The sequence below is a fragment of the Paractinoplanes ovalisporus genome (assembly GCF_016834655.1).
GTDB classification, from domain to species: Bacteria; Actinomycetota; Actinomycetes; order Mycobacteriales; family Micromonosporaceae; genus Actinoplanes; species Actinoplanes ovalisporus.
On the sequence record NZ_JAENHP010000014.1, the window covers coordinates 115,513 to 129,594 of the forward strand.

General features: G+C 72.8%; 12 protein-coding genes and 2 pseudogenes. 7 read left to right on the plus strand and 7 right to left on the minus strand.

The window, feature by feature from the left end; translation table 11 throughout:
• Positions 1-6: 6 nt before the first annotated feature.
• A pseudogene (locus JIG36_RS53570) lies at positions 7-711 on the minus strand (PA domain-containing protein); the annotation flags it as partial.
• A gap of 199 nt (positions 712-910) precedes the next feature.
• Positions 911-1,446, minus strand: a pseudogene (locus JIG36_RS54680) (RtcB family protein).
• Positions 1,447-1,724: 278 nt separating this feature from the next.
• Here JIG36_RS54680 and JIG36_RS33000 point away from each other — a divergent pair.
• The 3 genes from JIG36_RS33000 to JIG36_RS33010 all read left to right on the plus strand — a co-directional run bounded on the left by JIG36_RS33000 (position 1,725) and on the right by JIG36_RS33010 (position 4,903).
• Complete coding sequence (locus tag JIG36_RS33000; protein ID WP_203380326.1) at positions 1,725-2,414, plus strand: LppX_LprAFG lipoprotein; 690 nt, start codon at positions 1,725-1,727, stop codon at positions 2,412-2,414.
• Positions 2,404-3,927 carry an MFS transporter gene (locus JIG36_RS33005; RefSeq protein WP_203380327.1) on the plus strand — a complete coding sequence of 508 codons (1,524 nt, stop codon included), beginning with the start codon at positions 2,404-2,406 and terminating at the stop codon, positions 3,925-3,927. Before JIG36_RS33000 ends, JIG36_RS33005 begins: the two co-directional genes overlap by 11 nt.
• A gap of 127 nt (positions 3,928-4,054) precedes the next feature.
• A complete protein-coding gene (locus JIG36_RS33010; protein ID WP_307873010.1) occupies positions 4,055-4,903 on the plus strand; it encodes an aminoglycoside phosphotransferase/kinase family protein in 849 nt (282 codons plus the stop codon).
• An 80-nt stretch (positions 4,904-4,983) separates the two neighbouring features.
• On the opposite strand, the gene JIG36_RS33015 is transcribed toward JIG36_RS33010, so the two are convergent.
• From JIG36_RS33015 to JIG36_RS33025, 3 genes are read right to left on the minus strand one after another with little or no spacing between them, the layout of a single operon-like run.
• Entirely contained in the window at positions 4,984-6,261 is a 1,278-nt protein-coding gene (locus JIG36_RS33015; protein ID WP_236048650.1) for a glycosyltransferase family 2 protein, read from the minus strand.
• Positions 6,255-7,235: a glycosyltransferase family protein gene (locus tag JIG36_RS33020; protein ID WP_203380328.1), complete on the minus strand. Its 981-nt coding sequence runs from the start codon at positions 7,233-7,235 to the stop codon at positions 6,255-6,257. Before JIG36_RS33020 ends, JIG36_RS33015 begins: the two co-directional genes overlap by 7 nt.
• Entirely contained in the window at positions 7,232-8,143 is a 912-nt protein-coding gene (locus JIG36_RS33025; protein ID WP_203380329.1) for a WcbI family polysaccharide biosynthesis putative acetyltransferase, read from the minus strand. Before JIG36_RS33025 ends, JIG36_RS33020 begins: the two co-directional genes overlap by 4 nt.
• 122 nt (positions 8,144-8,265) lie before the next feature.
• On the opposite strand from JIG36_RS33025, the gene JIG36_RS33030 reads away from it, so the two are divergent.
• From JIG36_RS33030 to JIG36_RS33045, 4 genes are read left to right on the plus strand one after another with little or no spacing between them, the layout of a single operon-like run.
• On the plus strand, positions 8,266-9,366 hold the full coding sequence (locus JIG36_RS33030) for a glycosyltransferase (RefSeq protein ID WP_203380330.1): 1,101 nt from the start codon (positions 8,266-8,268) through the stop codon (positions 9,364-9,366).
• Entirely contained in the window at positions 9,363-10,460 is a 1,098-nt protein-coding gene (locus JIG36_RS33035; protein ID WP_203380331.1) for a glycosyltransferase, read from the plus strand. Before JIG36_RS33030 ends, JIG36_RS33035 begins: the two co-directional genes overlap by 4 nt.
• Positions 10,451-11,416: a glycosyltransferase gene (locus JIG36_RS33040; RefSeq protein WP_203380332.1), complete on the plus strand. Its 966-nt coding sequence runs from the start codon at positions 10,451-10,453 to the stop codon at positions 11,414-11,416. The genes JIG36_RS33035 and JIG36_RS33040 overlap by 10 nt, the downstream gene beginning before the upstream one ends.
• Positions 11,413-12,198 carry a glycosyltransferase family 2 protein gene (locus JIG36_RS33045; protein WP_203380333.1) on the plus strand — a complete coding sequence of 262 codons (786 nt, stop codon included), beginning with the start codon at positions 11,413-11,415 and terminating at the stop codon, positions 12,196-12,198. Before JIG36_RS33040 ends, JIG36_RS33045 begins: the two co-directional genes overlap by 4 nt.
• 45 nt (positions 12,199-12,243) lie before the next feature.
• Here JIG36_RS33045 and JIG36_RS33050 read toward each other — a convergent pair whose 3' ends face one another.
• Positions 12,244-12,711, minus strand: coding sequence for a DUF2267 domain-containing protein (locus JIG36_RS33050; protein WP_203380334.1), 468 nt, complete (start codon positions 12,709-12,711; stop codon positions 12,244-12,246).
• Between the two features lie 133 nt (positions 12,712-12,844).
• Entirely contained in the window at positions 12,845-14,041 is a 1,197-nt protein-coding gene (locus JIG36_RS33055; RefSeq protein WP_236048651.1) for an alpha/beta hydrolase family protein, read from the minus strand.
• Positions 14,042-14,082: the final 41 nt, after the last annotated feature.

Genomic DNA, 14,082 nt, shown 5'->3' on the forward strand with positions numbered 1-14,082 from the left:
GTTGCCGACGGCGAAGTCGGCGAAGACCATCGGGATTGCCGCCCGCCATTCTCCGATGTCGAGCGGGAAGGCGTCGGTGCGTCCCGGCTGGCCTTCGTTGAATATGATGATTCCGGCGGCACCGGCGAATCCCGCGTTACGCACCTTGGTGGCAAAAGCGCACGTGCCACGTTGAATGAGCGCGATCCGGCCCGCGACGAAACCGTTGAAATCGGCGGTTTCACATCCGCTGGTCGAGGTCGGCGTGGGGGTCGGCGGCAACGTGAGATCGACCCCCTGCACCTGCGCGGTCACGTCACCGGGAGGCGACGGCGCGAAGGTGTTGAAATCTTCGTTCGGCACATAGACCTTGCTGTCGGGCGCGGTCCGGGTCAGTGTCGGCGGGCTGTTCTCGGTCCAGCTCTGCACGAAGTTGATCGGGTCGAGCGTGACCTTGTAACCGGCTTTGCGCAGCTTGTTGGCGACGTAATCCCGCGACTTCTGATAGCCGGGCGTCCCGGCCGCGCGGTTTCCGCCGTTGGCGGTGGCGATCGCCTGCAGGGCGTTCAGATGTTCCTTGGCGTGGGCCCCGGTCACCTGCTTGACCAGCAGCTTGGCGAACACCTCGTCGGGCGACGTGGCGCTCGCCGGCGATGGCTGGGCGAGGAGCAGGGCCACAGTCGTGGCCACGCCGACGACGCCGGCGGCTCCCCTTCGAAGATTGATTCGCATGGCTCCCCCGAGTCAATTGATCGATAGACCTTTGCGACTCTCCTTGCGTTCGGAAATGTAACCCGCGAATCGACGCCGAGGCATGGCCCGATCGGCCTGTCTCGAAATGCACACAGGGAGACAGGCCGATTTGCCGAACAATTTCCGGGGATACTACTTCTTGAGGCGACGGCTCCCGGCATGCCAGTCCTCGGTCGCGTCACCCACCTGGCGGCGCTGTCCGAGCACCTCGGCCATTTACAGTCAGAACCGGACGTAGCTCGGCGACCGGCTGGGCGACCTCGGCGCTGCGAAGGCTCTCGACCACCGGGAAGACGTCCTTGTACGCCCAGGGCGCTTCCTGCTTGAGGTCGCGGCGCCAGGCCTCGATGACCTCACGCCGCCCCGCCACCGCCGGGTCGCGCGGGTTGAGCGGCGTCACGACCCGGAACTCCCGCAGGAAAGCGTCCAGCTCGGCCTCGCTGCCCCGGGACGCGGCACCCCGGGGAATGCTGCGACCCGCACCGTGGCAGGCGCTGCCCAGCGCGCGGTCGCTGCCCAGCCCTTCAGCAGATAGCTGGGTGCTCCCATCGAGCCGGGAACGATGACCGGCTCGCCGTCACCGGCCGGGGTGGCGCCCTTGCGGTGCACCACCGTACCGTCGGCGCCGGGCCACATCAGGTTGTGCGGCGCGTCGTAGATCAGCCGGGAGTCGAGGTCACCGACCGCGCCGGCCAGCCCCGCGCGCAGCATCATGGCCAGGAAGAACCGGTTGCCGACGGCGAAGTTGGCCGCGTTGGCGAAGGCGGTCGAACAGCGTTCCCGCCCGGCCGCGCACCAGCCCCCACTCGTACGCGGCCGCGCCGTTCCAGATCATCCAGGCGCGGGCGCACCCGGTCCACGGTCAGCGAGGTGACCTCCACCCGCATCCCGCAGTCGGTTCGACACTTTAGGGTCGCGCGCTCGGGGCGGGCCATCGCTTTTCTCCGTACGCCGCGCCGGGTGGGCTTGCGCGCCGGTTTAGCATTCGCGGTATGCCCCGACTCCGCGCCGTCCTCGCGCTGTCCACCGCTCTGCTCGCGCTGGCCGCCTGCACCCAGGACAAGGCCAAGAGCAGCGAAGACACGACCCCGACGGCGACCCTGCCGGCCGGCGACACGTTGGTCAAAGAATCCGCCACGGCGATGCGCGAGATCAAGACCACGCAGTTCCTGATCAACGCCGACGGCGAGATCGCCGGGCTCAGCCTGCGCCGCGCCGAGGGCACGCTGACCAAGGAGGGCAGCGCCAAGGGCACCGCGCAGATCGAGCAGGCCGGCTCACCGGTCGAGCTGGAGTTCGTGATCGTCGGCGACCAGATCCACCTGAAGGGCCCGACCGGCGGATTCCAGGCGTTGCCGCTCACGCTGGCGGCTTCCGTCTATGACCCGTCGGCCATCCTCGACCCCGACCGCGGCATCGCCAAGGTGCTCGGCTCGGCGACCGGCGCGACCACCGAGGCCAAGGAACAGGTCGACGGCAAGGACGCCTGGCGCGTCGCGGCCACCTCGACCGGCACCGACCTGGCCGGGCTGGTCCCCGGCGTGACCGGCAGCATCCCGGCCAAGCTGTGGATCGCCGACGCCGACAAGCGCCTGCTCAAATCGACCTTCACGCTGCCCGGCGGCACGGTGACGGTGACGTTCCAGGGGTTCGACGCGCCGGTGACGATCAGTGCCCCCTAGCGCTCCCGTCCTGGCGCGCCGGCGCCTGGCGATCAGCGTCGGCGGCGCCACCGTCCTGCTGGCGGCCCTCGACGCGTACGTCGTGGTGACCGTTCTGACCGACATCCTGCGCGACGTGCACATCCCGCTCAACCGGCTCGAACGCGCCACCCCGATCGTGACCGGCTTCCTGCTCGGCTATGTGGCCGGCATGCCGCTGCTCGGCTCGCTCTCCGACCGTCTGGGCCGCCGCGCGGTCATCGTGGCCTGCCTGGCCGGTTTCGCCGCGGGTTCGGCCATCACCGCGGCCTCCGGCGAGTCGATCCACTGGCTGGTGGCCGGCCGCGCCGTGCAGGGCCTGGCCGGCGGCGCGCTGCTCCCGGTGACGATGGCCCTGGCCGGCGATCTGTGGACCGAACAGCATCGCCGCGCGGTCGCCCTGGGCGCGGTCGGTGCCGCACAGGAACTCGGCAGCGTCCTGGGCCCGCTCTACGGCGGCGCGGTCGCGGCCCTGATCGGCTGGCGTGGCATCTTCTGGATCAACATCCCGCTGGCCGCCCTGGCCGCGGTCGCCGTCCTGTTCGCGCTGCCCGGGGATGAAAAGACCGAGCGGCGCCCCCGCATCGACGTCGTCGGCGGCATCCTGCTCGCCGCCGCCCTGGCCCTGCTGGTGGTCGGCCTCTACAACCCCGATCCCGAACGCGCGGTGCTGCCCTCGTGGGGCCCGGCCACCCTGGGCGCGGCCGTCGTGGCGCTGGTGCTCTTCGCCTTGTGGGAGCGCCGAGCCACGACCAGGTTGTTCGACCCCACCGGCGTACGCATGAAACCGTTCCTGGCCGCCCTGGGCGCAAGCTTCTGCACCGGCGCGGCCCTGATGGTCACCCTGGTCGACGTCCAGCTGGTCGCCCAGACGCTGCTGGGCAAGGACGCGTTCGGCGGCACCCTGCTGCTGTCCCGTTTCCTGATCGCCCTGCCGGTCGGCGCCGTGCTGGGCGGCCTGATTCTCAGCCGCCTGGGCGAGCGGGTGGTCACCCTGATCGGCCTGCTGACGGCCGCTTGCGGATACGCCCTCATCGCGTACTGGCCGGTCGACGTGCTCGCGGCCCGCCACTTGGGCGTCCTCCCCCGCCTGGACAGCGACCTGGCCATCGCCGGCCTGGGCCTGGGCCTGGTCATCGCCCCACTCTCCGCCGCCGTGCTGCGGGTGACTCCCCCGGACCGCCACGGCGTGGCCTCGGCCGCCGCGGTCGTGTCCCGCATGGTCGGCATGCTGATCGGCGTGGCCGCCCTCACCGCGTGGGGCCTGCACCGTTTCCGGGAACTGACGGCAAACCTCAACACGCCCTTGCCGTTCGGCGTGGAGCCGGCCGAGTACAAGACCCAGCTGGCCGCCTACGAGGTGGCGCTGAAGGCCGCCCTGCAGACCGAATACCGCGAGATCTTCCTGATCACGGCGGCCCTCTGCGCGGCCGGCGCCCTGCTGGGCCTGTTCCTGAGCGGAAGACCAGCCGTGCCCGGTCGGGACCGTTTCTAGAAGAGCCGTTCCCGGTGCGCCGATGGGTCCGTGAGCCTGTGACACAGTCGTGAATGTGGCGTTGGACGAACTACCGGGCTGGTTACCAGCTTGGTGTCGGGACCATCTGGGCGACGAGCCTGACGACGTGCTGTTCCGGTCGCACCAGGTCTCGGTGGTGTTCGGTCTGCGGTTGGCCGGCGGGCGGGAGGTCGTGGTCAAGGCGCGCGCCGACGACGGCCGGGCCGGGTCGTGTGTCGCGGCGCAGACCCGGCTGGCCGAGCGCGGGTTCGCGTGTGCCCGGCCGCTCACGGCGGCGGTCCGTGTCGGTGCCCTGGCCGTGCACGCCGAGGAGTTCCGGCCCGGCGGCGAGGTGTTGCACGGAGACTCGCCGGACGTAGCCGTGCGCTGCGCGCAGGTGTTCGCCCGGTTGATGGCCGAGCTCGCCGGCATGAGTCTCGCGCCGCCGCTGCCGAATCCTCCTTGGGTGCGCTGGGACCACGCCGATCCCGGGGTGTGGCCGACGATCGACTTCCTCGACCGCCGAGACCAGCGTCTCGTGCCCCAACACATCGTCGAGACGGCCGAGCGGACCCGGCGACGGCTGCTGGCGGCCGGCCTGCCCTGCGTGCTCGGCCACGCCGACTTCGAGGCACAGAACCTGCGGTGGCAGGGCCGGCAGGTGTGGGCGGTGCACGACTGGGACAGCTTGGCCTGGCAGCCGGAGGCGGCACTGGCGGGAGCGGCAAGCGGGTCGTTCGCCAGCGCCGGTCCGCCCACGCTCGCGCCGATCAGAAGCTCCGAGGCGTTCCTGGTGGCCTATCAACACACTCGAGGTCGCTCGTTCACAGCGCCGGAACTGGAGATCGCATGGGCGGCCGGCCTGTGGATGGCCGCCTACAACGCCCGGGAACTGGCCCTGTGCGGCGGCCCTCCAACGGGCGGCAACGCGTTGCGGGCGCAGGCCGCCGAACGCCTCCACCGGGCCAACGCGTAACCGCACCACACGAACTCACCACCAGCGAAGTCGAGCGCGGGGCCCGCCTCAATCGAAGTCTGTCCAGTTCGGACAGCGTCTCAGGACCAGCCTCCGAGGTAGCCGGCCAAGCCGGGGTCGGCGTCGAGGGGCACCAGGTCCACGTCGGTGTGGACGTTGGTTTCGAAGAAGTCCCGGCCCCACGTGGTGCGACGGGCGAGGGCCCGCGACGAGTCGATGCGGAGCGGGCCGAGCTCGACGGTTCCGAGGGTTCCGACGCCGACCGTTGCCACGGCCTCTTTCAGTTCCTTGGCCGTACGGTCGGCGCGTACCGCCTCGGGCACGTCGATGATGACGCGGGCGAGAGGTTCGGGGCCGCTCGTGGTCACCCGCTGGTCGGCGGCGAACAGGGCGCCGAACTCGGCCGGTACGCGGACCACGGCTTCCGGCAGCGCGGCCAGCAGAGAGTCGACGCACACGAAGGCGGCTGCGGGTGACGGGGCCGACCCGAGGCGGATCAGGACGTCGGTGCCGGCGCTGCGCAGGCCGTGCCCGCGGGAACCGGCGACCGGGATGCGGTCGGTGAGCAGCAGCGTCTCGTTGTCCTTGCGGGCTCGGCGGGCCGGGTCCTCGAGGTCGCGCCCGGCCCAGTCCGGCCCGTCGTGCCAGGCCACCGCTTCGGGCTCGTGGGCCAGGACCGCCCCGCCGAGCCAGGCGCGGTAGGCCCACTCCCAGTCCTCACCCCCGTACGTGCGGAACTGCTCGTCGAATCCGCCGACCCGCTCGAAGAACCAGCGGGAGCAGGCGAGCGCGGCGCTGATCACGTACCGGTAGGAGCGGTCGTCGGCGTCGAGCAGGTTGCGCGAGAGCCGGTAGCCGTCGCGCAGCCACTGGGGCTCGGGGAGTTCGGCTTCGGGGCCGGCCTTTTCGACGGGAGCGTCGACGGGCAGGGCGGCGAGGTCGGCGTGCCGGCGCCGGCCCACGACGACCGCCTCGGGGGCGAGCGCGGGCAGCCGGGACATACGCGTGAGGTAGTCGGGCTCGGGCACCGTGTCGGCGTCGAGGAAGCAGAGCACGTCGGAAGTGGCGGCCGCCGCGCCGCGGTTGCGGGCGGCCGCCGCGCGGAACCCCTCGTCGGCCTGGCGCAGCAGTCGGACGCCGTCGGGGACCCGGGGCGGCTCGGCGGATCCGTCGTCGACCACGATCACTTCCGTACGGCCGGCGGGGTGGGTCTGGCGGCGCAGCGCGGCGAGCGTCCGGTCGAGCTCGGCCTGCTGCTCGTAGTGCACGACGACGACCGAGACCGTGGGCGGCGGCTCGGGTTCGGTCCCGTCGAGCAGGTCCCATCGGTTGCCGGGCACGGAACGTCCGTTCACCATGCGATCTCCTCTTTCCACCAGTGGAGGTAGGCGGCGGCGGTGTCGTCGAGGTGCGGGCGGGTCACCGCGTCGGGTGCCAGCCAGGTCGACGCCGGGTCGGCGAGTGCTTCCGCGAGCGCCTCGGCGAGCCGGTCGGCGGCGACGAGGCGTACGGTGCCGGGTCGGAGTTCGGCCATCTCGCGGGTGTAGCGACCCTCGACGACAACGGGGCGGCGGCCGGCGGCGATCCAGGTGGCGAGCGAACCGGAGGCCGAGAAGTGCCGGTGCGCCACGACCGGCACGGTGACCGCCCGGCACCGCGCGATCAGCTCTTCCCCGGGCACGAACCCGGTCACGTCGACGGTGACTCCCCGGTGCGCGGCCTGCTCGGTGAACGCGCGCAGGTCGGCCTCGTGACCGGCCGACGGCCCACCGAGCACGGTCATGCGCGCCCCGGGGGTGAGCGCGTCCACGACCTCCGCGTGTCCTTTGCCCGGGTAGAAGAAGCCGAGCACCGCGACGTCACCCGGCCCGGCCGCGGGAACCGGCGTCATCGGAACGGGTGTGACCGGCAGGGGCATGACACCGAGCACCCGGGGCACGATGCCGGCCTCGGCCAGGTGCGCCGCCTCGTGCCGGCTGTTGACGACCACGCCCCGGGCGACGGCGGCGATCCGTGCGTAGCAGTCGGCGCGGCGCGGCTGGTTGCGCGGGCCGTCGGAGGCTTGCGGGACGTCGTGGAGGGTGACGGTGAACGCCGTCCGGGCGGCGATCCGTTCCACGAGCGTGGCCGCGTCCTCCGGTGACGAGCCCCAGAGCCGGTCGGTGAAGTGGAGGTGGGCGCGCGGCGGAGGGGCGTCTCCGAGCAGCGTGCGGGCCGGTTCCCCGAGCCGCGCGCCGGTGGCGCTCTCCACGGCCGAGGCGAGCTCCCGGGCGGCGATGGTGACCCCGTGGCGCTCGTCGGCCGTGATGGCCAGGGCCGGCAGCGCGCTCATGCGGCCCCCAGCAGGCGCAGCGCGTCGGCGTGCCGGTCCAGCCCGGCCCGCACCGCGTCCGGATGCCGCTCGTAGAAGTGCCGGTGGGCTTCCCGGACCGCCTCGGTCTCGACGACGCGGCCGTCGACGACCCAGTGCGGGCGTTCCGGTTCGTCGAGACCCCAGGCTTCCAGGACGGCGGCCTCGCGCGGCGCGTGGACGGAGTCGAGCAGGGGCCGGCCGGGATCGACCGTGTGCTCGGACAGTCCGAGAGCGGCCCGGACGCGGGCGGCGAGGGCGGCCCACACCGGGTTGCCGGGGTGGTTGAGGGTGCGCATCTGCTCGAACGACGGCGCCGCGAACAGGTCGGAGACCACCACCGTGTCGTGCGCGGTTTCCCGGGCCCGCAGCTGGTCGAGAGAGTGCACGGCGATTTCCCGTACGGCGGAAGGGTCGAGCCGCGGGCGCAGGCGCAGACCGGCCGCATCGGCGAGGGTGCGCAGGTCGTGATAGGCGACGACGGGCGGCACGAGGCCCGGGTCGGAGGGTGGCCGGACAATGGCGTGGGCCGGATAAAGCCCGGCGAAGCGGATCACCGGCACGCGCAGGGTCCGGGCGCCCCGGCCGAGCGGTTCCCGCAGCTGGGCCGAGCCGAGCGGAAGGCCCCGGTAGTTGTCGCGGATCGGCTGCGTGACGAGCAGCGTGGTGCGGGCCAGCCAGCGGGCGAGGTGGGGCAGGTCGGCCTCGACGAGTTCGTGGACGGGCGGTATCCGTACGGTGCTCACCCCGCCGCCGTCGAGCATCAGGCGCAGCGACTCGGCCTGACAGTTGCCGACGACGAGCACGAGAGGACCGCCGTCGTCCGGCTCGTCGAGACCGTAGAAGACCCCGTAATGCCTCGTACGCGGGTCGGGTTGTGCTGTTGCCACGGCCGGTCCATACCCCGTACGAGGGCATCTGATGGTGTCGGAAAAGTCTCAGGTGATCTTGGGTAGTTGTCGGGGAACAACTATCACCGACCACCGCTCGGACCGATCCTCGAGGACGCCACATGACGCTCACCGCACCAGTCGTCCCCGCCGTCCGGGTGGCTTCGATCCCGGCCGGCCATCCCTACGTGCGCCAGGTGCTGGCCGGCAGCGGCGTCCGCGTGCTGCCCGATCCGCTGCCGCCCGGCGCCCCGGACGGACGCTGGTGGCCGCCGGTCATGTGCGACGCGGGCTGGGTCGCCGCCAACGCGGACCGTTTCGACGTCATGCACGTGCACTTCGGCACCGAGTCGTACCCGGCCTGGCACCTGCGTTCCCTCGTCCGCGCGTTGCGAACCGCCGGCCGTCCGCTCGTCTACACCCTGCACGATCTGGAGAACCCGCAGCTGACCGACCAGACACTGCACCTCGAGCAGCTCGACGTGCTGGTCCGGGCGGCCGACGAGCTGGTGACCCTGACCGCGGGCGCGGCGGCCGAGATCCGGCGGCGCTGGGGACGTACGGCCGAGGTCATCGCCCACCCGCATCTGCTGCCGTTCGACGCGCCGGCGCCGGTGGGGACCGGATCGGACACGTACGTGATCGGCGTGCACCTGCGGGACATCCGGCCCGGCACCGACGCCGTACGGGCCGTCGCGACCCTGCTCGACGCCGTCGACCGCCTGTGCGCGCAGGGCGTCGCCGCGTCCGCCCGCGTCCATGTCAACGAACGGGTCCGCGACGAGGCCGCCCGCGACCGGGTGGCCGCCCTGGTCACCGGGCACCGGGCGGCCGAGTTGCGCCGCGGCGAACGGCTGGACGACGACGCCCTGGCCCGGTCGATCGCCGACCTCGACGTGGCCGTGCTGCCCTACCGCGCCGGCACCCACTCCGGCTGGGCCGAGCTCTGCTGGGACCTCGGCGTCCCCGTCGCCGGCCCGCCCGTCGGGTATGCCGGCGAGCAGCATCCGGAGGACTTCGCCGTCTTCGACATGGGCGACGGCGGGGCGCTCGCTCACGCCGTACGGAAACTCCTGCTCGCCGCGCCCCGCCCCGGTTCGGCCGCTCGTGCGCAGCGGACGGCCGACCGGCGCCGCCGTCGCATGGCCGATGCCGCCGCGATCACCGCCGCCCACACCGCCCTCTATGAGCGGGTCCTCAGCCGTACGGAGAAAGCCGCATGAGCCGCCGCAAACGGACCATCGTCGTCATCGCGCCGCTGCGGCACCCGATCCGGGAACCGCACGCGGGCGGGCTCGAGGCCATGGTGTGGGACCGCGTCCGGATGTTGCGCGCCCGCGGCCACCGCGTGCTGCTGTGCGCGGTCGAGGGCTCGCAGTTCCTCGAGGACAGCCCGCCCGAGTTCCGGCTGCCGGCCGTTGTCTGGCCCGACGAGCGCGAGGCCACCGACTCCACGTTCCCGCCCGGGCACCTCGAACGGGCCATCCCGGCGCTGGAGGCCGCCCTCGACCACATCGGCCGTCACGCGGACGTGATCGACCTGGTCGACAACCACAGCCTGCACCCGCAGCCACTGGCCCGGGCCGGCCGGCTCGGCGTGCCCATGGTGACCACGCTGCACACGCCGCCGCTGCCCCGGCTCGTCGCGCCGGCCCGCGCCGGGGAACACCGCGGACGCCTGCTCGCCGTCAGCGCCCACACCGCGGCCGAATGGCGCGAGCACGGGGTGGAGGCCGCCGTGCTGCCGAACGCCATCGACCCCGGCCGCTGGCGCCTCGGGCCGGGCGGCCGCGACCTGGTCTGGTTCGGGCGGATCGTGCCGGAGAAGGGTGTCCATGTGGCAGTGCAGGCGGCCCGCCTCACCGGCCGCACGCTGCGCATCGCGGGCCGCGTCGGCGACGTCGACTACTTCCAGGAACACATCCGCCCGTTCCTCGGCGACGGCGTCGACTACCTCGGCCCGCTGGGTCAGCCCGCGCTGGCCGATCTGGTCGGCCGCAGCGCCTGTGCCCTGGTCACCCCGCTCTGGCCGGAGCCGTTCGGCCTCGTCGTCGCGGAGGCGCTGGCCACGGGCACCCCCGTCGCCGCGTTCGACACCGGCGGCATCGGCGAGGTCGCGGGATCCGCGCCGGCGGTCCGGCTCGTGCCCATGGGCGACGCCGAGGCCCTGGCCGACGCGGCCGAGCGGCTGGCTCGTGGTCGTCGCCGCGACCGCCGGCAGACGCGGGCCGACGCGCTGGCCCGCTTCTCGCTCGAACACCGGGCCATCGAACTGGAGCACATCTTCGACATGGCGGGAGCCGACGCATGGGTCTGACCGGCTGGTACATCCACCACCACGGCGCCGGGCACCTGACCCGTTTCCGGGCCGTACGCCCCCATCTGCCCGGCGACGTTGTCGTCTTCAGCTCGCTGCCGCAACCGGAAAGCCTGCCGGCCGCGACGACATGGGTGCACCTCGACCGTGACGACGACGGCGACACGGCCGGAGCCGACCCGACCGTAGGCGGATTGCTGCACTGGGCGCCGCTCGGGCACGCCGGTCACGCACGCCGGTTCGCGGCCATCACCGGCGCGATCGCCGACCGCCGCTTCGACCGGTTCGTGGTCGACGTGTCGGTCGAAGTCGCGCTTCTCGTACGCCTCCTGGGCGTCCCCACCGTCGTCGTCACCCAGCCCGGCGACCGTAGCGACACCCCGCACCGGCTCGCCTACGCGTCGGCGACCCGGGTGCTGGCCCCATGGCCCGTGGGTGTGCACGCTTCATCCGTTGCGCCCACGCTGGTCGAGGTCGGGGGCATCTCGCGCTTCGACGGCCGGGAGCGGGACGTCGAACCGGACCCCGGCCGCGTGCTCGTGCTGGGCGGCGGCGTGGCCGGAAGCGACCTGGCCTCCGCCGCCGCGGCCACACCGGAAACGCAATGGCAGCTCGCGGGTGGCACGGCGTCGACCTGGATCGAGGACCCGTGGGAGGCGTTGCAGCGGGCCGAGGTGGTGGTCGCCGCCGCCGGTCAGAACAGCGTCGCCGACCTGGCGGCCGCCGGCGCCCGGGCGGTCATCGTCCCCCAGCCGCGCCCGTTCGACGAGCAGGTGGCCACCGGTCGCGTCCTGACCGACCGCCGTCTCGCCGTCGTCCGTCCCGCATGGCCCGCGGCCCACGAGTGGCCGGCGCTGCTCGAGCGGGCCCGTTCCCTGCGGCCCGACTGGTCACAGTGGGGAGTCACCGGCGCGGCGAAGCGGGCCGCCGACACGATCGCGCAGGTGGGCGCATGACCACCGTCATCACGCTCTGCTCAGCCGCGCGCCTGGACCACGTACGGCGTCAGCAGCAGTTCCTGGCGACCCAGCCTGTACGCCGCGTCGTCGTCTGGCTGGACCCCGACCCGCCGCCGCCGTTCCCCGGCGCTTCGGTCGTGCACGTCCCGCCCGGCCCGCACGGCATGCGGCTGGCCGCCGGCCGCAACCGGGGTGCCGTCCACGCCGACGACCTGCTCGTCTTCCTGGACGCCGACTGCCTGCCCGGCCCGTCGCTGCTCGCGCGGTACCAGTCCGCCGCGGCCGCCCACCCGGACGCCGTGTTGTGCGGCCCGGTCACATATCTGCCGGAAGGGCTGCGGCCCGTGGAGCCCAATGCGCTGCCGTCCCTGACCGCGCCGCACGCGGCCCGCCCGTCCCCGCCCGACGGCGAGAACGTCGTCGCCGGCCCCGACGACTACCGGCTGTTCTGGTCGCTCTCGTTCGCGGTGACGGCGCCGACGTGGACCCGGCTGGGCGGCTTCGACGAGGCGTACGAGGGTTACGGCGGCGAGGACACCGACCTGGCCTGGACGGCCCGCACGGCCGGCATCCCGCTGGTCTGGGTCGGCGGCGCGCACGCCTACCACCAGTACCACCCGACCTCGTCGCCGCCGTGGCAGCACCTGGACGACATCCTGCGCAACGGGCGTCTCTTCGCCGCCCGGTGGGGTTTCTGGCCGATGCAGGGCTGGTTGGACGCGTTCGCCGAGGCCGGCGCGATCCGGCCGACCCCGACGGGATGGGAGCGCTCGGGCTAGCGCCGGTTTCGCCGCAGCCCCGGGCCCGGCTGCGGCGAAAGGGCGTCAGGCGAGTTGGGCCGGTGCCACCGCGGGCATCCGGACCTTGGCCGTGAGAGCGGCCGGCCTCGCGGCGGCACGGGTCGCCACCGGCGGCCGGCCCGAGCGCAGCAACGGACGCAGGTCCGGGGCGACCAGGTGGGCGAACGCCGCTGGGCTGATCACGCGCAGGGACGCGTTGAGGTGCTCCAGCACCACCCGCGCCAGGAAAGCGTTGTCGGGCTCGTCCACGTACAGGACCGAAGCGACCCGCCCGAGGAAGGCGCGGCAGGTGGCCGGCGTCTCCACCCGTACGCGGCCGTCCATCTGCTCGCGGATCTCGCCGTGCAGATGCGGGGCCAGCAACTCCAGCGAGCGCGCCGGAAGCACGTCGGCCAGGGCACCGACCACGCCGCTGACCACACGAAGGCTCTCACGCCGGCCGTGCAGACGGGCCCGACGCTCGACACCGGCTAGAAGACCGTCAATATCCACCGAGCGTCCTCCCCGAACCTGTTTGATCGTGTTCCGGATTGCCCCCGGACAAAGCGACAAAACAGCGATGAGGCCGACGTCACCCGGAAGCGCGACGGGCCCCGGCCGCCGGGTGCGACGGCCGGGGCGGGGCTCAGTTGCCCAGCTCGATGAACCACCGGGTCGCGGCGGGCACGCCCAGCACCTCGGACCCCTCGTGGACAAAACCGTTGTAGGAGGTGTTGACGCCGAGGTCGACCTTCGGGGCGCCGAGCGCGCGGTGGCAACTGTCCGTGTTGGCGTTCACGGCTTCCTCGTCACCGGGGCTGTAGTAGAGCCGTACGGGCATCCGCGGCGCCCAGTTGGTGCAGACGCTGTCGGCCTCGGCCAGCGCCGCCGCGAAACGCCCGGCCGGGTGCAGCAGCATCGCCTTGCCGGCGGGCGTGAGCAGGTCGTCGATCGTGGCCGGCAGCGCCTCGATGACCTCCTGGCCGGTGTGGGTGCCGTCGAAGAGCTCGGGCAGGCCCACGTACGGCTTCCGGAACACGTACCCGGGCGTGGGATAGATGTCGTGCAACCGGTCGAACGCGGCCAGCAGATAGGTCGTGTAGGCGCTGGCCAGCACCGGGTGGACGGCCGGCGTGAACAGGGCCGGGATCTCCGCGCGCCGGAAGTCGTAGGCGCCGCTGATCGGGGCGACCGCGGCCGCCCGGAACCACGGATCGGCTCCCGCCTGCAACGCCCGGGCCAGTCCGAGGGCCGCCGAAGCACCCTGCGAGAAGCCGGAGGCGTAGACGTCGCGAGTCAACACCCTTCCCTCCGTACGGGCGAAAACGCGCGCGGCCCGCAGCAGGTCGAGTGATGCCGTGGTTTCCGACGGCACGTCCATCCACGGGTGCGGACCCGGCCCGGCGCCGAGGCCGAGGTAGTCGGGTGCGACCGCCGCGAACCCGGCCGACGCGAACGTCAGGGCCGGCCCGGTCAGGAACACGTCGTCCGAGGTGGACGGGGCGTCACCCCGGTAGATCGAGGTGCCGTGCCCGAACGACACCGTACGGAGTTTCCGCTGGTCGTTGATGGGCAGGGCGACCAGGCCGCTGGCCGTGGTGGGCTTCCCGGTGGCGTCGGTCGTGCGATAGACGAGCCGGTACGTCCGTACGCCGTAGCGGTCGGTTCCCGGGTCGAACTTGTCGGCGCTCAGCGCCGCGTCGACGTCACCCCGGGTCGGATAGGTGTGCCGGGCGGTGACCGAGACCACCTGGCCGGTCGCCGCCGTGGCCGGGTGCGCGGCCACCACGAGCGAGGATGCGATGAGCGCCCCCGCGATGCTCAAACTCAGCAGTTTCCTCATGCGTCCGACGCTAGGTTTCGGCCGGCGCCGAGTCAGACCGG